Source organism: Nitrospirillum karajorum (assembly GCF_036348415.1).
GTDB lineage: Bacteria > Pseudomonadota > Alphaproteobacteria > Azospirillales > Azospirillaceae > Nitrospirillum > Nitrospirillum amazonense_B.
On sequence record NZ_JAZBQB010000003.1, the window covers coordinates 1233827 to 1252316 of the forward strand.

The 18490-nt window shown below is 66.8% G+C and carries 18 protein-coding genes; 8 read left to right on the plus strand and 10 right to left on the minus strand.

Going from position 1 to position 18490, the window contains the following annotated elements; translation table 11 throughout:
• Positions 1-94: 94 nt before the first annotated feature.
• Complete coding sequence (locus UCD39_RS19380) at positions 95-2104, minus strand: S9 family peptidase (protein WP_330497467.1); 2010 nt, start codon at positions 2102-2104, stop codon at positions 95-97.
• Positions 2105-2281: 177 nt separating this feature from the next.
• On the opposite strand from UCD39_RS19380, the gene UCD39_RS19385 reads away from it, so the two are divergent.
• The gene (locus tag UCD39_RS19385) at positions 2282-3358 is read left to right on the plus strand and encodes a lysine-2,3-aminomutase-like protein (protein WP_330497468.1); all 1077 of its coding nucleotides are present in this window, start codon (positions 2282-2284) and stop codon (positions 3356-3358) included.
• Between the two features lie 9 nt (positions 3359-3367).
• On the opposite strand, the gene UCD39_RS19390 is transcribed toward UCD39_RS19385, so the two are convergent.
• Positions 3368-3685, minus strand: coding sequence for a hypothetical protein (locus UCD39_RS19390; protein ID WP_330497469.1), 318 nt, complete (start codon positions 3683-3685; stop codon positions 3368-3370).
• 5 nt (positions 3686-3690) lie between these two features.
• Entirely contained in the window at positions 3691-4452 is a 762-nt protein-coding gene (locus tag UCD39_RS19395) for a DUF599 domain-containing protein (protein ID WP_330497470.1), read from the minus strand.
• Positions 4453-4606: 154 nt separating this feature from the next.
• On the opposite strand from UCD39_RS19395, the gene UCD39_RS19400 reads away from it, so the two are divergent.
• Positions 4607-5173: a hypothetical protein gene (locus tag UCD39_RS19400; protein ID WP_330497471.1), complete on the plus strand. Its 567-nt coding sequence runs from the start codon at positions 4607-4609 to the stop codon at positions 5171-5173.
• A gap of 33 nt (positions 5174-5206) precedes the next feature.
• On the opposite strand, the gene maiA is transcribed toward UCD39_RS19400, so the two are convergent.
• Positions 5207-5872 carry a maleylacetoacetate isomerase gene (gene maiA, locus UCD39_RS19405; protein ID WP_330497472.1) on the minus strand — a complete coding sequence of 222 codons (666 nt, stop codon included), beginning with the start codon at positions 5870-5872 and terminating at the stop codon, positions 5207-5209.
• 30 nt (positions 5873-5902) lie between these two features.
• Positions 5903-6994 (minus strand): fumarylacetoacetate hydrolase family protein, encoded by a 1092-nt coding sequence (locus UCD39_RS19410; RefSeq protein WP_330497473.1) that lies wholly within the window; start codon positions 6992-6994, stop codon positions 5903-5905.
• 370 nt (positions 6995-7364) lie between these two features.
• On the opposite strand from UCD39_RS19410, the gene UCD39_RS19415 reads away from it, so the two are divergent.
• Positions 7365-7841, plus strand: coding sequence for a MarR family winged helix-turn-helix transcriptional regulator (locus UCD39_RS19415; RefSeq protein WP_330497474.1), 477 nt, complete (start codon positions 7365-7367; stop codon positions 7839-7841).
• A 197-nt stretch (positions 7842-8038) separates the two neighbouring features.
• Here the strand turns inward: UCD39_RS19415 and UCD39_RS19420 are convergent, their stop codons facing one another.
• Positions 8039-10240 carry a xanthine dehydrogenase family protein molybdopterin-binding subunit gene (locus UCD39_RS19420; protein WP_330497475.1) on the minus strand — a complete coding sequence of 734 codons (2202 nt, stop codon included), beginning with the start codon at positions 10238-10240 and terminating at the stop codon, positions 8039-8041.
• 2 nt (positions 10241-10242) lie between these two features.
• Positions 10243-10707: a (2Fe-2S)-binding protein gene (locus UCD39_RS19425; protein ID WP_330497476.1), complete on the minus strand. Its 465-nt coding sequence runs from the start codon at positions 10705-10707 to the stop codon at positions 10243-10245.
• 575 nt (positions 10708-11282) lie between these two features.
• Here UCD39_RS19425 and UCD39_RS19430 point away from each other — a divergent pair.
• From UCD39_RS19430 to UCD39_RS19440, 3 genes are all read left to right on the plus strand, one after another.
• Positions 11283-12326 (plus strand): amino acid ABC transporter substrate-binding protein, encoded by a 1044-nt coding sequence (locus UCD39_RS19430; protein ID WP_330497477.1) that lies wholly within the window; start codon positions 11283-11285, stop codon positions 12324-12326.
• A gap of 166 nt (positions 12327-12492) precedes the next feature.
• The gene (locus UCD39_RS19435) at positions 12493-13743 is read left to right on the plus strand and encodes a dicarboxylate/amino acid:cation symporter (RefSeq protein WP_330497478.1); all 1251 of its coding nucleotides are present in this window, start codon (positions 12493-12495) and stop codon (positions 13741-13743) included.
• 500 nt (positions 13744-14243) lie between these two features.
• Positions 14244-14444: a hypothetical protein gene (locus UCD39_RS19440; protein ID WP_145733140.1), complete on the plus strand. Its 201-nt coding sequence runs from the start codon at positions 14244-14246 to the stop codon at positions 14442-14444.
• A gap of 146 nt (positions 14445-14590) precedes the next feature.
• Here the strand turns inward: UCD39_RS19440 and UCD39_RS19445 are convergent, their stop codons facing one another.
• The 3 genes from UCD39_RS19445 to hslV form a co-directional block, all read right to left on the minus strand.
• Positions 14591-14815 (minus strand): hypothetical protein, encoded by a 225-nt coding sequence (locus UCD39_RS19445; protein ID WP_330497479.1) that lies wholly within the window; start codon positions 14813-14815, stop codon positions 14591-14593.
• Between the two features lie 320 nt (positions 14816-15135).
• Entirely contained in the window at positions 15136-16446 is a 1311-nt protein-coding gene (gene hslU, locus UCD39_RS19450; protein ID WP_330497480.1) for an ATP-dependent protease ATPase subunit HslU, read from the minus strand.
• An 8-nt stretch (positions 16447-16454) separates the two neighbouring features.
• Positions 16455-17015, minus strand: coding sequence for an ATP-dependent protease subunit HslV (gene hslV / locus UCD39_RS19455; RefSeq protein WP_145733146.1), 561 nt, complete (start codon positions 17013-17015; stop codon positions 16455-16457).
• A 140-nt stretch (positions 17016-17155) separates the two neighbouring features.
• On the opposite strand from hslV, the gene hisB reads away from it, so the two are divergent.
• Positions 17156-17779: an imidazoleglycerol-phosphate dehydratase HisB gene (hisB, locus tag UCD39_RS19460; RefSeq protein WP_330497481.1), complete on the plus strand. Its 624-nt coding sequence runs from the start codon at positions 17156-17158 to the stop codon at positions 17777-17779.
• Between the two features lie 31 nt (positions 17780-17810).
• Positions 17811-18476: an imidazole glycerol phosphate synthase subunit HisH gene (gene hisH / locus UCD39_RS19465; protein WP_330497482.1), complete on the plus strand. Its 666-nt coding sequence runs from the start codon at positions 17811-17813 to the stop codon at positions 18474-18476.
• Positions 18477-18490 lie beyond the last annotated feature (14 nt).

Sequence of the window (18490 nt, forward strand, 5' to 3'; positions counted from 1 at the left end):
TATGAGGATCGGTCGAAATTCCGGCGCAACAATGGCTGCAGGAAAAAATAAGGCCGCCGTCGACGGGCGGGCGTTTACGCCCGCCCTTTCCCGCTCACTTCAGATTATCGATCGCCACCCCCGGCAGGGTGTCCGCCGGCGTGAAGCCGAAGATGCGGCCGTAAAAGTACAGCTCCGCCTCCTGCGCGCGGATGATGCTGTCGGCCTTGCGGAAGCCGTGCTGCTCGCCCTCGAATTCGATATAGGCGACGGGCACCCCCTTGGCCTTCAGCGCGTTGACGATGCTGCGCGACTGGGCGGGAGGAACCACCGCGTCCTCCGACCCCTGGAAGGTGATGAGCGGGGCGGAGAAGCCGTCCAGGTGTCGCAAGGGGCTGCGGGCGTCATAGACGGCCTTGCCCGCCGGATAGGGGGCCACCAGGCTGTCCAGGTAGCGACTTTCGAACTTGTGGGTGTCCTTGGCCAGGGCCTCCATGTCCGACACGCCGTAGTAATTGGCGCCGGCCTTGAACACATGCGTGAAGGCCAGGGCCGCCAGGGTGGTGTAGCCGCCGGCGCTGCCGCCCCGGATGGCGGCGCGGTTGGCATCCGCCAGGCCGGTCTTGTCCAGATAGGCCACCACCGCGGTGGCGTCCTGCACGTCGGTGATGCCCCAGGTGCCGCGCAGACGGTTGCGATAGGCGCGGCCATAGCCGGTGCTGCCGCCATAGTTCACGTCCACCACGGCGAAGCCCCGGCTGGTCCAATACTGGATGCTCATGTCCAAGGAAGGCCGGGCGGCGGCGGTGGGGCCGCCGTGCACCTTGACCAGCAGGGGCGGCTTTTCCACCGCCGGGGCCCGGAAGGCGGGATTGGTGGGGGCGTAGTAGAAGGCGTGAGCCGTGCGCGCCTGGCCATCTGGACCGGGCGCCGTGGGGAACTCGATGGGCCGCGCGCGGGACACCAGGCTGGCCTCCAGGCTTTCCGGCGCCGGGCGGCGCAGCACGGCATGGGTGCCGGTGGCCAGGTCGACCGTCACCACCGCCGGGGTGGCGTCGGCGAAGCTGGCGATCATGACCGCCTGGTCAGGGCCCAGCAGCCGCACGCCGGTGATGCCGACGACGGGCAGGTCCAGGTCGCGCGCCGTCCCCGTCTTCAGGTCGATCACCGCCAGCCGGTCCAGTCCCTGGCTGCTGTAGCGCGCCACCGCCTGGCCACGGCCCGTCAGGGCATAGGTGGTGAGGCCCAGGTTCCACAGGGGGCCGCCGAACTCCGCCGCTCGCGCCGAGACGGCGCGCGTGGCGCCATCCCGCCAAGCGTAGAGGTTCCACCAATCGCTGCGGTCGGAGATGAAGTAGAGGGTGCCGTCGGCATCCCACTGTGGCTCCAGCACCGATTCCTCATGCCCGCCGGCCACCACCGTGGGGCTGCCCAGGCCCTGGGGCGTGACATCGGCCACGTACAGCGTGGTGGTGTCCCACGGCATGTTGGGGTGGGACCAGGCGATCCAGGCCAGCCGCTTGCCATCCGGGCTGGGGCGGGGGTAGGCCACGAAATCGCTGGCGCCGAACAGCACGGTGCCGGCATCGCCCGGCTGGTCCACCGCCAGCGACACGATCGCGTTTTTCGCTTCCCCGGGGGCCGTGTGATCCTCGCGCACGCAATAAAGGTGGCCGGGCGCGCCGGCCACACAGTCGGCGTAGCGGTAGCCCTCCGGTGTCAGCGGCTGCGGCGCGCCGCCGGCCACGGGCAGGGTGTACAGGCGCTGGTCGGCGAAGTTGCTGAAGTATAGGCGACCGCCAACGGCCAGCAGGGCGCCGCCGCCATATTCATGGACCCGGGTGCGGGCGTTCACCGCCGGCCCCGTCAGCTCGCGGATGCCGCCGGCGCCATCGGGCGTCACCACGGCGTAGCGGCCCTTCTCGGCCGGGCGGCTTTCCAGCCAATAGGGCACGCCGCCGTCCACCGTCAGGTCGCCCAGGCGCACCTCGCTGCCGGCCAGCCGCTGGGCGGTGATGGGCGAGGCCCAGGTGCCATAGGCGGCGGTCTTCTTCTCAGCGGCGGTCGCGTCCGTCATCACAAGCCCCATCAGCAGCGCCGCCATCGCGGCCCGTTTCAGCCCCATCGCCCTTCCCCCGTCCCACTGGTCGCCCCGCGTTGGCGGGCAGTGTGCCCCAAGCGCGGCGCGCGCGCCAACGCCGATGCGGGGGGCCCATGCGGGCGGGCCGCTTGACGAGGGGGCGCCCAAGGTCGATCTAAACCCCTGATTCCGTCGTTCCACGCATCGCCAGGGAGAGGCCCCATGGGCATCGCCGTTCGCCAGCTCGCCCCGCGCAAGGCCCCCATCCGCACGCCGGATGGCTTGGTCGAGGCCGGCTTGGCCGAGCCCGCCGCCCTGCCCGTGCTGGAACAGGTGGCGGCCAGCTTCGCCGTGTCGGTCACCGACCAGATGGCCGGCCTGATCGACCCCACCGACCCGAACGACCCCGTGGCCCGCCAGTTCATCCCGGCGGGGGAGGAGCTGGAGACCACCCCCGGCGAACTGGCCGACCCCATCGGCGATGGGCCGCACAGCCCGGTGAAGGGCATCGTCCACCGCTACCGCGACCGCGTGCTGCTGAAGGCCGCCAACGTCTGCCCGGTCTATTGCCGCTTCTGCTTCCGGCGGGAGATGGTGGGCCCGGGCAGCGAAACCCTGGACGGGGCGGAGCTGGACGCCGCCCTGGCCTATATCGCCGAACACGAGGAGGTGTGGGAGGTCATCCTGACCGGGGGCGACCCCCTGGTCCTGTCCCCCCGCCGCCTGGCCGAGATCGTCACCCGCCTGGACGCCATCCCCCATGTCGGCATCGTCCGTTTCCACACCCGCGTGCCGGTGGTGGACCCCGACCGCGTGACGCCGGAACTGGTGGCGGCCCTGAAGGGCAAGCGCATCGCCAGCTGGCTGATGCTGCACGCCAACCACTGGCGCGAGCTGAACGACGCCGCGCGCGGCGCCATCGCCCGCCTGGTCGACGCCGGCATCCCGCTGCTGTCGCAGACCGTGCTGCTGAAGGGCGTCAACGACGACGCGGACACCCTGACCCGCACCTTCCGCGCCCTGGTCCAGGCGCGGGTGAAGCCGCATTACCTGCACCAGGGGGATTTGGCCAAGGGGACGGCCCATTTCCGCACGACGATCCAGCGTGGCCGCGCCCTGATGCGCGAGTTGCGCGGCGATGTCTCCGGCCTGTGCCAGCCCACCTATGTGCTGGACATCCCCGGCGGCCACGGCAAGGTGCCCCTGACCGCCGACTACCTGGCCCCCGACGGCGAAGGCGGCTGGACCGTCACCGATCCACGCGGCGGCCGGCACGCCTATAGCGAAGAGGTGGAGTAGGGTCTGGCGCTAACCGGCATCCCCGAATAGCCCCGCATACCACCAAGCTGTGGACCGGCGGAGCCATTCACGGTTGGCATCCGTCTCGAACCTGGCCAATTGCCGCGCCTTGACACCGTAGCGATGGCATAAAGCGAGCAGATGCATCAGTTCATCGTCGTCCGGTGCGTGCCTGAGTTGGACGACAAGGCCGCGCGCGCCGTCACCGAAGAACTTCCCCACACAAGTGATGCTGGCCAGCCAGTGAAAGAACACCCATTCGTCGCTGTCATCCAGGTAATGAACCCCGCTGTCCATTTGGGTCAGGGTCAGGAAATCGTCTTTCATCACCCTCAGCCCCCTTCGGGCGGCAGGGGCCGGGTGCGTTCGGGCAGCACCATCCGCACCGCTGTGCCGAAGCGGCGCACGGCGTGGAAGGCGCGGGAGTGGAAGTGGCGGCGGACCAGCACCACGATCACCAGGGCGGTGGAGGCCATGAAGGCCAGGGGGTGGACGAACCAGCCCAGGGCCGCGAAGCCGAAATAATAGGCCCGCACCCCGGCGTTGAAGCTCTGCACCGCCAGGGACAAGAGGGCCGCCGCCGCGTCCGCCGCCTCTTCCACGTCCACGCTGGGCGGATGGTTGGTGGCGTCGGGCATGGCGCCGATCAGGGCGCAGGTATAGTTGTACTGCCGCACCGCCCAGGTGAACTGGAAGAAGGCGTAGACCAGCACGCCCAACAGCAGGAACAGCTTCACCTCGATCAGGGCGCCGGACGCGGTGCTGGCCACGTGCATCTTGTCCACCAGGGCCGCCAGCCGGTCGGCATTCACCAGGGCGCTGAGGTCGCCGGCGATCAGCAGCACGGTGGTGGAGGCGAAGAAGGACACGCTCTGGATCAAATGGCCCAGCAACTGGCCGTCCAGCAGGCGGGTATCGCGCGCCTGCATGTTGCGCATCCACACCTCGCGCACCGTGCGCATGTGCAGGTTCAGGCTGGCCGGCGCGCCCGGCAGGCGGAAGATGACGTTATAGCCGCCCCACAAACCGAAGAAGGTGAGGAGGGCCAGAAGGTCCAGCGGCGCCAGGTCGAAGGGCATGGGATCAAACGCCATGGGGCGGGGCCCGTGTCAGCCAAGGGTGCGCCATCATGCCCTGCCATAGCGCGCCAGGCGAGCAGAAGCTTGCGATAAGGTATATTTGAACTCGACAGTTTTTACGCCGAGACTTATATTTTTTAAATTATTGCTTTTTTGAGGAACGGTTACAATGAAACTAGAGAATATTTGCGCTCTATTATCGCCGGCTTTGGCTCTGTTTATGCTAACAGGTTGCGCTACCGGCGAGGCAAATAAGGATATTAATTTTAACGCCAATAGCAAAAATGGAATTATGGTTCTGGGCTGGGAAGGGCTAGACAATTATTATACTGCCGGCATACAGATATATTTTCACGGCGTGGATAGAAACGGAAAATTCGATGGCCGAGTATTTTCAATATCGAACGGAAACCCCTACGAAAGAAAAAATCCTTCTGAATATTACGTTGTCGAAGTAGAGCCTGGATATTACGTATTTGACTATGCCGTGACCCATCCAGTCATAACAAAAATCGATAGACTGTGTCTAGGTACAATAAAATTCGAAATTCAGGCTGGAATGGTCTCGTACGTCGGAAATATACACTCAGCATTAAACGGCCCTCCAATCCAGACCGTACCCTCCCACCGTGAAGAAGCGACCGCCAAATTAACGGAGTTTCCACATATCACGCAGCCCCTCACGACGGCGCGCGTCTGGAATGTTCCTTATCCAGACAAAACGCAGTGCCATTAAAGAAGAGCATTACCTGATCTTCTTACGACCTAATTAAATTGGCGGCGCGTCCCCCTGCCGCTCCGGCGCCGCATCCGCGAAGGCGGGCAGATCGCGGGCGGCGGCGTCGATGGCCACCAGGGTGGGGCAGGCGGACAGGTCGGCGTTGAAGCGCCGGGCGTTGAACATCTGCGGCACCAGGGTCAGGTCCGCCAGGCCGGGCGTGTCGCCGACGCAGAAGCGCCCCGCATGGGGCCTCACCATCGCCTCCACCGCCGCCAGGCCGGTTTCCATCCAGTGGCGCACCCAGCGGCCGGCGCGTTCCTCATCCACGCCCATCTCCCCCTTCAGGTATTTCTGGACTCGCAGATTGTTGAGGGGGTGGATGTCGCAGGCGATGGCCAGCGCCACGGCGCGGGCCTGGGCCCGCAGGATGGGGTCGGCCGGCAGCAGGGGCGGGATGGGATGCACCTCGTCCAGGTATTCCACGATGGCCAGCGACTGGGTCAGCAGGTGGAACCTTGAGTCGTCCGTCACCGCCAGCGTCGGCAACTGGCCTTGCGGGTTCAGCGCCAGGTAGTCGGGCTTCAACTGCTCCCCGCCATCGCGCAGCAGGTGCACCGGCACCTGCTCGGCCGTCAGACCCTTCAGGTTCAGGGCGATGCGCACGCGATAGGCAGCGGAGGAGCGGAAGTAGGTGTAGAGCGTCAGCAAGGCCATGAGGCAGGCGGGTCCTTGGAAGATCGGCTATCAGGGCACCGGGGCGGGAACGGGCTCGGGCGCCACCGGCTGGGGCTGGTATTCGGCCACCGTCTGCTCGATGGCGCCGAAGATGCTGGCGCCGGCGGCGTCGCGCATCTCGATGCGCACGCTGTCGCCGAAGCGCAGGAAGGGCGTGCGGGGCTGGCCCTGCAGCAGGGTTTCCACGGTGCGCACCTCCGCCAGGCAGGAATAGCCCACGCCGCCCTGGGCGATGGGCAGCCCCGGCCCGCCGTCCGGCCCCCTGTTGGACACGGTGCCGGACCCGATGATGGTGCCGGCGACCAGCGGCCGCGTGCGCGCGGCATGCGCGATCAACTGGCCGAAATCGAAGGTCATGTCGACTCCGGCGTTGGGCCGGCCGAAGGGGTGGCCGTTGATGAAGGACAGCAGGTCCAGGTGCAGCTTGCCCTCACGCCAGGCGTCGCCCAGCGCGTCCGGCGTCACCGCCACGGGGGCGAAGGCGCTGGACGGCTTGGACTGGAAGAAGCCGAAGCCCTTGGCCAATTCCCCTGGGATCAGGCCGCGCAAGGACACGTCGTTGACCAGCATGACCAGGCGGATCAGGCCGCGCGCCTCATCCGCCGACACGCCCATGGGCACGTCGCCGGTGATGACCGCCACCTCCCCCTCCAGGTCGATGCCCCAGGCCTCGTTGGCCATCAGGATGGGATCGCGGGGGCCGAGGAAGCTGTCGGACCCGCCCTGGTACATCAGCGGGTCGGTCCAGAAGCTGGGCGGCATGTCGGCGCCGCGCGCCTTGCGCACCAGTTCCACATGGTTGACGTAGGCCGAGCCGTCCGCCCACTGGTAGGCGCGGGGCAGCGGGGCCATGCAGGCGGCCTCATCGAATGCCTCGAACGGGGCGATGCCCTCGTCCAGTTCGGCGGCCACCTCCGCTAGGCGGGGGGCCACATTCGCCCAGTCGTCCAGCGCCTGCTGCAGCGTGGCGGCGATGCCCGGCACGGCGCGGTAGCGCGCCAGGTCGGCGGATACGACGACCAGGATGCCGTCACGGCCCACCTTGGCCTGCAAGGCGCCATCCAATGTCCGGTCCAGCGATTTCAGGGTAGCCAGCTTCATGGGGGCCCTTCTTCAGTCGTCTTCACGGCCGCCGCGACCTTGAGGCGGAGCCCGGCGGGCCAGCAGGGTCGGCAGGAAAAACGGCGCCCTCAAGGCGACCGACACATCCACGAGGGATGGCGGCGCCTTGAGACCACGAGAGAACGGGGCTGTTTCCTCCCAACCCGTCTTCCATCCCCGGGGTGGCGCCCGTTAAGGCAACCCCAATGACGGGATGGACAGCGGTCGGTTTTATCGTTTCAAATGAAACGTTGTATTTACAGTAGGCTGGGTGGGCTTGCCCTGTCAAGCGGCCCCCTGCCGCAGGCGCCACCGCCACCATCTTGTTACAGGCCTCTTGTTACAGGCCCCCTTGGTCATAGGTCCCTCCATGCCCCCCGATCTGCGGCTGAACCGCTTCCTGCCTTATCGCCTGAACATCCTGTCGAAGAAGGTCAGCCTGGCGCTGGCCACGCGCTATCAGGAACGCTTCGGCCTCAGCATTCCGGAGTGGCGGGTGTTCGCCACCCTGGGCCAGGAACAGCCGCTGTCGTCCAACGACATCGTGGAGCGGACGGCCATGGACAAGGCCAAGGTCAGCCGGGCAGTGAACCGGCTGGTGGCCGCCGGCCTGCTGGACCGCCAGCCCCACCCCCACGACCAACGCCTGTTGCGCCTGTCGTTCAGCCGCAAGGGGCGCGACCTGTACACCCAGGTGGCGCCGGAGGCCCTGGCCTGGGAAGCACAACTGCTGTCCGTGCTGACCGACGCCGAACGCGCCCAGCTGTGGGCACTGATGGAACGGCTGGAACAACGGGTGGCCGAGGACATTCCCGCGTCCACCCCGCTGTCGGATTCTTTGGATTAATTCCTCAGGCGCCGGCAGGCCCATCCGGGCCTTAGGCTTTCCTCAGTTTCCTGTCCGCTGCGTTCCCCGGAAGCTTCCGGCGGCCATCTATTTACATAACAAAGGTCGCGGCCTACAGCGGCACGAGGCCAGGCCTCCTGCCGCTGCTTGGCGCGTCAAGGCGACGGTGGCGGGCCAGGGCCACCGTCGCGCTTCACTCACACGCTGACCGACCCGGCGAAGGGCAGGTCGCGGATGCGCTTGCCGGTCAGGGCGGCGATGGCGTTGGCCACCGCCGGCCCCAAGGGCGGCACGCCCGGCTCGCCCACGCCGGTGGGCGGGTTGGCGCTGGGGACGATGTGCACCTCCACCTTGGGCATCTCATCGATGCGCAGGCAGCGGTAGCTGTCGAAGTTGGACTGGTCGACCACGCCGTCGGTCATGGTGATGGCGCCGAACATGACGGCGCCCAGGCCGAAGCCGATGCCGCCCTCCATCTGCGCCTTGACCACGTCCGGCGTGACGGCGATGCCGCAATCGACGGCGCAGACCACGCGCTCCACCTTGATGCGGCCCTTGTCGTCCTGCGACACCTCGGCCACATGGGCGACGACGGAGCGGAAGCTTTCCGCCACCGCCACGCCCCGCGCCCAGCCCTTGGGCAGGGGCTTGCCCCAATCGGCCTTTTCCACCGCCAGGTTCAGCACCGCCAGGTGGCGCGGGTGCTTTTCCATCAGCGCGCGCCGGAAGGCCACGGGGTCCTGCTTGGCCTCCGCCGCCAGTTCGTCCAGGAAGGTTTCCACGGCGAAGGCGGTGTGGGTGGACCCCACCGACCGCCACCACAGCACCGGCACGGGCGAGGTCGTGGTGTGCAGATCCACCAGGCGGTTGGGGATGGTGTAGGGGATTTCCGCCGCGCCCTCGACCGACGTCGCGTCGGGCTTGCCCGGTTGGTCGAAGGGACCGCCGGCCATGATGCTCTGCCCGACGATGCGGTGGCGCCAGGCCAGCACGCTGCCGTCCGCGCCCAGCTTGGCCTCCATGCCATGGACGTACAGGGGGCGATAGCGCCCGCCACGGATGTCATCCTCCCGCGACCAGATCAGCTTCACCGGCCGCCCGGCCAGCTTGCCGCCCTGCACCTTGGCATCCGAAAGCGCCTTGGCGATGGCCACGCCCTCGACGATGTAGTCCGACTCGACATTGGCGCGGCGGCCGAAGCTGCCACCGGCATAGACGGTGTGGATGGTCACCTGTTCCGGCTTCAGGCCGGCGGTCTTGGCGGCGTTGCCCTGGTCGATGGTCTGGAACTGGTCGCCCGCCCAGATCTCGCACCCGTCCTTGCCCAGCTTGACCACGCAAGTCAGCGGTTCCATGGGCGCGTGAGCCAGGTAGGGAAAGGTGAATTCCGCCTTCAGGGTCTTGGTGGCCCCTTTCACCGCGTCGACATCGCCCTCCTTGGTGACCAGCAGGCCGGGCTTGGGCAGCAGGGCCTTGTAGTCGGCGATGATGGCGTCGGTGCCGCGCTTCTCGGCCTTGGACTCGTCCCAGGTGACCTTCAGCGCCTCCCGCCCCTGATGGGCCGCCCAGTAGGAGGTGGCCAGCACGGCCACGCCGCGCGGAATCTCCACCACCTCGACCACGCCCTTCACCGCCTTCGCCGCCTTGGCGTCGATGGTCTGGGCCGTGGCGCCAAAGCGCGGCGGACGCTGCACCACCGCCACCAGCATGCCCGGCTGGACGACGTCGATGGCGAAGATGGCCTTGCCGGTCGTCTTCTCCGCGCTGTCCTTGCGCGGCAGCTTGGTGCCCACCAGGGTGAAGGACTTGGGGTCCTTCAGCGGCACGTCCGCGGGCACGGGCAGGGCGGCGGCCGTCGCGGCCAGCTCACCAAAGGTGGCCTTGTGCGTGCCGGAGGACACCACGCCCTTGGACACGGTGATGGCGGAGGCCGGCACGCCCCAGGTCTGGGCGGCGGCGGCCACCAGCAGGGCGCGGGCCGTGGCGCCGGCCTGGCGCAGCTGGGTCCAGGAATTATAGACGGAGGTGGACCCGCCCGTCCCCTGGATGGGGCCGAAGGCGGTGTTGTTGTACAGCTTGGCGTTGGCGGGGGCGTGCTCCGCCCGCATCTGCGCCCAATCGGCGTCCATCTCCTCGGCCACGATGGCGGTCAGGCCGGTAAAGACGCCCTGTCCCATCTCCAGGTGCTTGATCAGCACTGTGACCGTGTTGTCCGGCGCCACCTTGATGAAGGCGTTGGGCTCGAAAGCCTTGGCGGCGGCCACGGCGGCCTGGGCCCGGCGGCTGGTGCCGGTCCAGGTGAAGCCCACCATCAGGCCCACGCCGGCCCCGCCGGTGACTTGCAGGAAACGACGGCGGGAGGTGCCTTCGGGGCTTTGGGTCATGTGTCCATCGGGCATGATCAGATCTCCAGCGCCTTGGCCGCCTCGTGGATGGCGGCGCGGATGCGGACATAGGTGGAGCAGCGGCAGAGGTTGCCGCTCATGGCGCTGTCGATGTCCTGGTCGGTGGGTTTGGCGTTATCGGTCAGCAGGGCGACGGCCGACATGATCTGGCCCGACTGGCAATAGCCGCACTGGACCACGTCCAGTTTGACCCAAGCCTCCTGCACCGCCTTGGCCACCTTGCCCTCGATGCCCTCGATGGTGGTCACCTTGGACCCGGCGATGGAGCCGATGGGGGTGGAGCAGGCGCGCACGGGCTGGCCGTCGACATGCATGGTGCAGGCGCCGCACTGCGCGGCGCCGCAGCCGAACTTGGACCCCGTCTTGCCCGCGATCTCCCGCACCGCCCAGAGGAGCGGCATGTCGGGATCGGCATCGACCGACCAGGGCTTTCCGTTGAGGGTGAGTTTGATGGGTGGCATGGCTTCCAATCCTGGGGGCTGGTCGTGCGAATTCCCGGTCCACCCGCGCCCCCTGACGGCCATCCGGCGGGAAGCATGGGCCCAGGCCAAAGCCCACCCGATGCGGCGGATGGCGAAGGCGGCCCCTACAGGGATGCGTGGATGCGGGACGGCGGGCAACCCCACGCCCGCCGAAGTCATCGCTTTACCATGATCGTGTAGAAATGGCCAACTCGGCCAAATGGTGGCCTTGCGAAATCGCCCGATTATTCCCATGTGACAGCCGGTTCCGACGCCCCGGTCGCGGCCTTTACTTCGCTGGACCCGCTATTTCCATTCAGATATAGCGTTTATTCCATCAGTCCAAACAGTCGCCCTTATTGTTGTCATCGCGCGGAAACATCGTCTGCGGAGCCCTCGGCACTAGGCGCGCGCCCGGCCCTTTTGTATCCTGCGGCCGACGGCGACGACGCCTTGGACGCCAGACGGCGAGGGGGACTAAGCCGTTGAGAGGCAAGGCCACCCTCTCCGCACGGGACTCGGGCAATGGTATGGGGCGGGGCATGGGGTACGGAATAAGGCGGCTTGGCGTACGCATGGCGGCGTCGCTGCTGCTGGGCCTGACGCTGACGGTCGGCGTGTCGTCGCACCCGGCGCAGGCGGCGGCCAAGGCCCCCGTCGCGGGCGGCACGCTGGAGCAGGTGCGCCAGCGCGGTGCCCTGCGCTGTGGCGTCAACACCGGACTTCCGGGCTTCGGCGCGCCGGACAGCAACGGGGAATGGTCGGGACTGGACGTCGATGTCTGCCGCGCCGTCGCCGCCGCCGTGCTGGGGGACGCCCGCAAGGTTCAGTTCATCCCCCTGGGCAGCCGGCAGCGTTTCAGCAGCCTGGCAGCCGGTGAGATCGACCTGCTGTCGCGCAACACCACCTGGACGCTGAGCCGCGATGTGCAGGGCTTGGAATTCGCCCCGCCCGTCTATTACGACGGCCAGGCCTTCATGGTGCGCCGGTCCTTTCATGCCCGCAGCGTGCGCGAACTGGACGGCGCCACCATCTGCGTGCAGCAGGGCACCACCACCGAGGTGAACCTGGCCGATTATTTCCAGTCCACGGGCATGAAGTACACCCCCCTGGCCATCGAGGATTTGGGGGAACTGGTCGCCGCCTTTTTCGCCGGCCGCTGCGACGCCTACACCACCGACGCCTCGGCCCTGGCCGCAACCCGCGCCGCCCAGACGACCAGCGCCGACGATTACCTGATTCTGCCCGAGCTGATCTCGAAGGAGCCGCTGGCGCCCGCCGTGCGCAAGGGGGACGAACAGTGGTTCGATATCGTGAAGTGGACCATCTATGCCCTGATCGAGGCGGAGGAGCGCGGGATCACCAAGACCAACGTGCAGGACAACCTGGCCTCGGCCGCGCCGGGCGTGCAACGGTTGCTGGGCGTGCGCACCGGGGCCGGCCTGGGCAAATCGCTGGGCCTGGACGACCAGTGGGCGGTGCGCATCATCGCCCAGGTGGGCAATTACGGCGAAGTGTTCGAGCGTAATGTGGGCCGCAATTCCGTGCTGCGCCTGAACCGGGGCCTGAACGCCCTGTGGAACCAGGGCGGCCTGATGTACGCCATGCCCATACGGTGATCGAAAGACACAACAATTCCGGTAGGGATGAGCCTCTGGGGCGAAGGCCGCCGTTGTGTCGGGACCGGTTTCAAGGCAAGTAGACAGCAACAGAAAATTTGACCGCGCCACAGTCGCCCCGCCGGATCGGTGGGGCTGGGCGCCGGCCATCGGGGGATAGGTTTCAATGCAGCAAAAGCGCTTCACGCTGTTCGTCCTGGGCGCGATGGTCGCCGGCATCGCGGTGGGTGCCGTCGGGCACAGCCTGCCGGCGGCCGATGGGGCCTCGCTGGCCGGCACGCTGTCCATCCTGACGGACATCTTCCTGCGGCTGATCAAGATGATCATCGCCCCCCTGGTGTTCTCCACCCTGGTGGTCGGCATCGCGCATATGGAGGATGTGGCCGCCATCGGCCGCGTGGGCGTGAAGACGCTGGGCTGGTTCCTGTTGGCCGGCATCGTCTCGCTGGTGCTGGGCCTGGTCATGGTGCAGATCCTGGAGCCGGGCGTGGGCATGGCTCTGCCCGACCCGACCACAGGGGGCAAGGCGCCGGACGCCGCCGTCTTCACCCTGAAAAACTTCATCGAGCACACCGTGCCCCGCTCGGTGATCGAGGCCATGGCCAACAACGAGATCCTGCAGATCGTCGTCTTCTCCATCTTCGCCGGCATCGCCATCGCCTCGGTGAAGGACAAGGTGCCGGTGGTGGTGCACCTGGTGGAACAGATCGCCACCGTCATGCTGAAGATCACCAGCTACGTCATGATGTTCGCGCCCATCGCCATTTTCGCGGCCCTGGCCGCCACGGTGACGACGCAGGGGCTGCAGGTTCTGGGCAGCTACGTGAAGTTCGTGGGCGGTTTCTACCTGGCCATGGCGTTGCTGTGGGGGGTGCTGCTGCTTGCTGCCGTGCCCTTCATTGGCGGCCGCGTGCGCGAACTGGTCAGCGCCATCCGTCAGCCGGTGCTGCTGGCCTTCTCCACCGCCAGTTCCGAAGCGGCCTATCCCCGCACCCTGGAACGGCTGCAGGCTTTTGGGGCGGCCCGCAAGATAGTCAGCTTCGTCCTGCCGTTGGGGTACTCGTTCAACCTCGACGGCTCGATGATCTACTGCACCTTCGCCACCATGTTCATCGCCCAGGCCTATGGCATCCACATCAGCATCGGCCAGCAGGTGGAGATGCTGGGCCTGTTGCTGCTGACCAGCAAGGGCATCGCCGGCGTGCCGCGCGCCTCGCTGGTGGTCATCGCCGCGGCCCTGCCCTTCTTCCACATCCCGTTGGAGGGCATGGTGTTGGTGCTGGCCGTCGACCACCTGCTGGACATGGGCCGCAGCGCCACCAACGTGGTGGGCGTATCCGTGGCCGCCGCCGTCATCGCCAAGTGGGAGGGCCTGCTGGGGGCCGGCCACCTGGCCGACGGGGAAGAGGACATCTGATCGATGGCTCCAGCACCCAATCAGGGTGGCGGAAGGACGCATCCTTGATCGACGGCGGGCCCCCAGGCCCGCCGTTTTCCGTTCCGGGCGCGGAAGCCAAGCCGCCGGATGGCGGCGCCGGCGATTGAGGGCGATGGACCTGACCATAGGTCAGGATCATCGCTACTTGGTATAAGGGCTTGAGCGGCCTCCGCTTTCAGGCCCCTCCTGCGGCAGGGCGCCCTACCCCGCCGGAAACGCGACAATTCCCAGGCCCGGGCACCGTACAACCGGCTATACGGCAAGGGTATGCCCGATGGCTGCTGACATTGGCATCCACAAACCCGACATGCCCCTGTCATAGCCGTCTGCCATGGTCATGCTTGACCCATGGCGGCGGATGGCCGGCCTGGCCCCCTGGTGGAAAAGGGGGGTGGGCCTTGGAACCCCGGGCCTGACGCAGGCTTCTGACGCAGGCTTGGGACGATGCCCGAGACGGGCCCCAGAAGGGAGGGTGAAACATGATGATGGTGCACCACGAACCCCGCCTGACCGACATGCTGGAGGACCCGGTGGTCCGCCTGATGATGGAGCGCGACGGCGTTTACCGCGACGATGTGCTGAAACTGATGCGCAGCGTGGCCCAAAAGACCACCAAGCCCGCCGTCAAGGCGGCCCCTGCCAAGGTTCCTGCGGCGGATGCCGTGCTGGGACATGCCTGACACCGCCCGCCGCCAGCCCGCCGCCCCCTGAACTACCGCTGGGGCGGCGGCGGAAGCGTACCCTGCAAGCGAAACTCAGCGATTCGGCAAATAAAAAGGGCGGCCCAAAGGCCGCCCGGCGAACAACGAAACCTGATCAAGCCAGGTTATTGTTCGGCCGGAGCCCCCGACAATTGGGCCGGTACCTTGGCCGGAGCGGCATTCGACTCGCCCGATGACGACCACGCCGCCAGCAGGATCATGCCCACGGCGGTGACGGCCAGCAAAAGCCAGCGTCCGGCGCTCTTGTCCACCGTTGGTCTCACTCGAACCAGTGGCAGGTCCGCCACCGTCTCTCCTGCATCGCTGTTCATCTTGCCCCCGGATGTCATGTCCCTGGGTTGATCCTGTGCGGGAACAATAAAGTTACCCGTGGGGCCTATCAAACCCCCCTTAAGGTATAAATAGTCTATATTTTCATTAAACAGAGTCTCTGTGTCATAGATCACACACTTCAATCGCAAATGAAATTTAAGTCAAATAATCCATTAACGGATTAAAAAGCCAAGACACCGTTGTCTGAACCCGGCGTCCCTGTCCCGGCTTGGGCGGACGTGACGGGCGGCGCGCGGCGCCCCAAAAAACGCTCACGAAAAAAGGGCGGGACCCTGCGGCCCCGCCCTTCACTCTGTCGGCCCAAGGGTCGACGGCGTTACAGGATGAACTTGCTGAGGTCGGCGTCCTTGGCCAGGTCCGACACCTTCTCCCGCACATAGGCGGCGTCGATGGCCACACTGCTGCCGGCCTGATCGGCGGCGGTGAAGCTGATCTCCTCCAGCAGGCGTTCCAGCACGGTGTGCAGGCGGCGGGCGCCGATGTTCTCCACCGTGCTGTTGATCTGCACCGCCAGGCGCGCCAGTTCGTCGATGGCGTCGTCGGTGAAGCTGAGGGCCACGTCCTCGGTCTTCAGCAGGGCCACGTACTGCTTGATCAGGCTGGCCTCCGGCTCCGTCAGGATGCGGCGGAAGTCCTCCTCCGTCAGCGGCTTCAATTCCACGCGGATGGGCAGGCGGCCCTGCAGCTCGGGCAGCAGGTCGGACGGCTTGGCCACATGGAAGGCGCCGGAGGCGATGAACAGGATGTGATCGGTCTTCACCGCGCCATGCTTGGTGTTGACCGTCGTACCCTCGATGAGGGGCAGCAGGTCGCGCTGCACGCCCTCGCGGCTGACATCGCCGCCGCCCCGGTTTTCGGAGCGGGCGGTGATCTTGTCGATCTCATCCAGGAAGACGATGCCGTTCTGCTCCACGGCGTGGATGGCCTCGGCCACCACCGTCTCGTTGTCCAGCAGCTTGTCGGACTCCTCGGCCATCAGCACCGTGTGACTTTCGGCCACCGTCATGCGGCGGGCCTTGGTGCGGCCGGCGAAGGCCTTGCCGAAGATGTCGCCCAGATTGATCATGCTCATGCTGCCGCCGGGCATGCCGGGGATGTCGAAGGCCGGGGCGGACGCGGCGTTGTCCTGCACCTGGATTTCGATCTCCTTGTCGTTCAGCTGGCCCTCGCGCAGCATCTTGCGGAACTTCTGCCGGGTTTCGGCCGAGGCCCCCTCGCCCACCAGGGCGTCCAGCACCCGTTCCTCGGCGCGCAGTTCGGCCTTTGCCGCCACCTCCTTGCGCAGGCGCTGGCGCGTCAGGGTGATGGCGATCTCCACCAGGTCGCGGACGATCTGTTCGACATCGCGGCCGACATAGCCCACCTCGGTGAACTTGGTCGCCTCCACCTTCAGGAAGGGGGCCTGGGCCAATTTGGCCAAACGGCGGGCGATCTCGGTCTTGCCCACGCCGGTGGGCCCGATCATGAGGATGTTCTTGGGCAGAACCTCCTCCTTAAGGCCTTCCGGCAATTGCTGGCGGCGCCAGCGGTTGCGGAGCGCGATGGCCACGGCGCGCTTCGCATCCTTCTGGCCGACGATATAGCGATCCAGTTCCGAGACGATTTCGCGGGGGGAGAACGAGGTCATCGCCGGGCTCACATCTTTTCCAGGGTGATGTTGCGGTTGGTGTAGACGCAGATGTCGGCGGCGATGCCCAGCGCCTTGCGGGCGATGGCCTCCGCATCCAGGTCGGGCTGGTCGATCAGGGCCCGGGCGGCGGCCAGGGCGTAGGGGCCGCCGGAGCCGATGCCGATGATGCCGTCCTCCGGCTCCAGCACGTCGCCATTGCCGGTCAGGATCAGGCTGGCTTGTCTATCGGCCACCGCCATCATCGCCTCCAGCCGGCGCAGGTAGCGGTCGGTGCGCCAGTCCTTGGCCAGCTCCACGGCGGCGCGGGTCAGCTGGCCCGGATACTGTTCCAGCTTGGCCTCCAGCCGCTCGAACAGGGTCATGGCGTCGGCCGTGGCGCCGGCGAAACCGGCCATGACGGACCCGCCGGCCAGCGGCCGCACCTTGCGGGCGTTGGACTTCATCACCGTGTTGCCCACCGACACCTGGCCGTCGCCGGCCACCACCACCTGTCCGTTCTTGCGGACGGAAAGGATGGTGGTGCCGTGCCACTGGATGGGATCGTGGGTCTTGCCATAGTCGGACATGGGAAGCGGTTCCGGTTGGAAAACGGGAAATCGGATAAGGGCCCACGGTATGTGGGATGGCGATGATGCGGGTCAAGCCATGCGCCAGAGTCTATGCTCCGCCCCTTTCACGGTAACAGCCTTGCTGCTAAGTAGTGCTTATGGACAGGAACGAACCAGTAGGCGCCCGCAGCAGCACTGTGGAGCGCAAGACCAAGGAAACGCAGATCAGCGTGACCGTGGATCTCGACGGTACCGGGCGCTACGACGTGTCGACCGGCATCGGCTTTCTTGACCATATGCTGGAGCAGCTGTCGCGCCATTCGCTCATCGACCTGACGGTGCGCGCGGTGGGCGACCTGCACATCGATTTCCACCATACGACCGAGGACACCGGCATCGCCATCGGCGAGGCTGTGGCCAAGGCGTTGGGCGACCGGCGCGGCATCAACCGCTATGGTCACGCCTACATCCCCATGGATGAGACGCTGACCCGCGCGGCCATCGACCTGTCCAACCGGCCCTACCTGATCTGGAAGGTCCAGTTCACCCGCGACAAGCTGGGCGAGATGGACACGGAACTGTTCAAGGAATGGTTCCAGGCCTTCGCCTTCGCCGCCGGCGCCACCCTGCACATGGAAAACCTGTACGGGGAGAACAACCACCACATCGTGGAGAGTTGTTACAAGGCCCTGGCCCGCGCGCTGCGTGCCGCCATCGAGATCGACCCGCGCAAGGCCGACGCCGTGCCCTCCACCAAGGGTGTGCTGGGCGGCTCGCTCTGATACTTCCTTCCAGTCACAGGGTTCGCCTCCCATGACCGCGACCTCTCCCGCCTCCGTGGCGCTCATCGACTACGGTTCCGGCAACCTGCGTTCCGCCGCCAAGGCGGTGGAACGGGCGGGGCATGAGGCGGGCCATCATGGCCTGACGGTCAGCGTCACCGCCGACCCGGACGCCATCGCCAAGGCCGACCGCATCATCCTGCCCGGCGTGGGCGCCTTCGCCGATTGCATGGGCGGGCTGTTGGCCGTGGACGGGCTGCGCGACGCGCTGGAAGAAGCCGTGATCCATCGCGGCCAGCCCTTCCTGGGTATCTGCGTCGGCATGCAGCTGATGGCGCGCGAGGGCCGGGAACACGGCGTGCATCCTGGCCTGGGCTGGATCGATGCGGTGGTGGAACGATTGGCCCCGGCCGATCCCACGCTGAAGATTCCGCACATGGGGTGGAACGAGCTGGTGCTGGACCAGCCGGAGCACCCGCTGCTGGACGGCATCGCCCCGGGCGCGCATGTCTATTTCGTTCATTCCTACGGCCTCAAGGTGGGCGACCCCACGCTGCTGAAGGCGCACGCCGATTACGCGGGGGTCGTGCCCGCCCTGGTCGGCCGCGACAACCTGGCGGGCACCCAGTTCCATCCGGAGAAAAGCCAGGCCACCGGCCTGCGGCTGATCGCCAATTTCCTGGGCTGGACACCCTGACCCCGGCCCCCCAG

Excerpts from the sequence above, each read along its gene's own strand:
- UCD39_RS19390 (WP_330497469.1), bottom strand. The coding sequence starts at position 3,685 with ATGAAAGACGATTTCCTGACCCTGACCCAAATGGACAGCGGGGTTCAT.
- hslU (WP_330497480.1), bottom strand. The coding sequence starts at position 16,446 with ATGACCTCGTTCTCCCCCCGCGAAATCGTCTCGGAACTGGATCGCTAT.
- UCD39_RS19435 (WP_330497478.1), top strand. The coding sequence starts at position 12,493 with ATGCAGCAAAAGCGCTTCACGCTGTTCGTCCTGGGCGCGATGGTCGCC.
- UCD39_RS19385 (WP_330497468.1), top strand. The coding sequence starts at position 2,282 with ATGGGCATCGCCGTTCGCCAGCTCGCCCCGCGCAAGGCCCCCATCCGC.
- maiA (WP_330497472.1), bottom strand. The coding sequence starts at position 5,872 with ATGGCCTTGCTGACGCTCTACACCTACTTCCGCTCCTCCGCTGCCTAT.
- UCD39_RS19445 (WP_330497479.1), bottom strand. The coding sequence starts at position 14,815 with ATGACATCCGGGGGCAAGATGAACAGCGATGCAGGAGAGACGGTGGCG.
- UCD39_RS19380 (WP_330497467.1), bottom strand. The coding sequence starts at position 2,104 with ATGGGGCTGAAACGGGCCGCGATGGCGGCGCTGCTGATGGGGCTTGTG.
- UCD39_RS19440 (WP_145733140.1), top strand. The coding sequence starts at position 14,244 with ATGATGATGGTGCACCACGAACCCCGCCTGACCGACATGCTGGAGGAC.
- UCD39_RS19400 (WP_330497471.1), top strand. The coding sequence starts at position 4,607 with ATGAAACTAGAGAATATTTGCGCTCTATTATCGCCGGCTTTGGCTCTG.
- hisH (WP_330497482.1), top strand. The coding sequence starts at position 17,811 with ATGACCGCGACCTCTCCCGCCTCCGTGGCGCTCATCGACTACGGTTCC.
- UCD39_RS19395 (WP_330497470.1), bottom strand. The coding sequence starts at position 4,452 with ATGGCGTTTGATCCCATGCCCTTCGACCTGGCGCCGCTGGACCTTCTG.
- UCD39_RS19430 (WP_330497477.1), top strand. The coding sequence starts at position 11,283 with ATGGCGGCGTCGCTGCTGCTGGGCCTGACGCTGACGGTCGGCGTGTCG.
- UCD39_RS19425 (WP_330497476.1), bottom strand. The coding sequence starts at position 10,707 with ATGCCACCCATCAAACTCACCCTCAACGGAAAGCCCTGGTCGGTCGAT.
- hslV (WP_145733146.1), bottom strand. The coding sequence starts at position 17,015 with ATGTCCGACTATGGCAAGACCCACGATCCCATCCAGTGGCACGGCACC.
- UCD39_RS19420 (WP_330497475.1), bottom strand. The coding sequence starts at position 10,240 with ATGCCCGATGGACACATGACCCAAAGCCCCGAAGGCACCTCCCGCCGT.
- UCD39_RS19410 (WP_330497473.1), bottom strand. The coding sequence starts at position 6,994 with ATGAAGCTGGCTACCCTGAAATCGCTGGACCGGACATTGGATGGCGCC.
- hisB (WP_330497481.1), top strand. The coding sequence starts at position 17,156 with ATGGACAGGAACGAACCAGTAGGCGCCCGCAGCAGCACTGTGGAGCGC.
- UCD39_RS19415 (WP_330497474.1), top strand. The coding sequence starts at position 7,365 with ATGCCCCCCGATCTGCGGCTGAACCGCTTCCTGCCTTATCGCCTGAAC.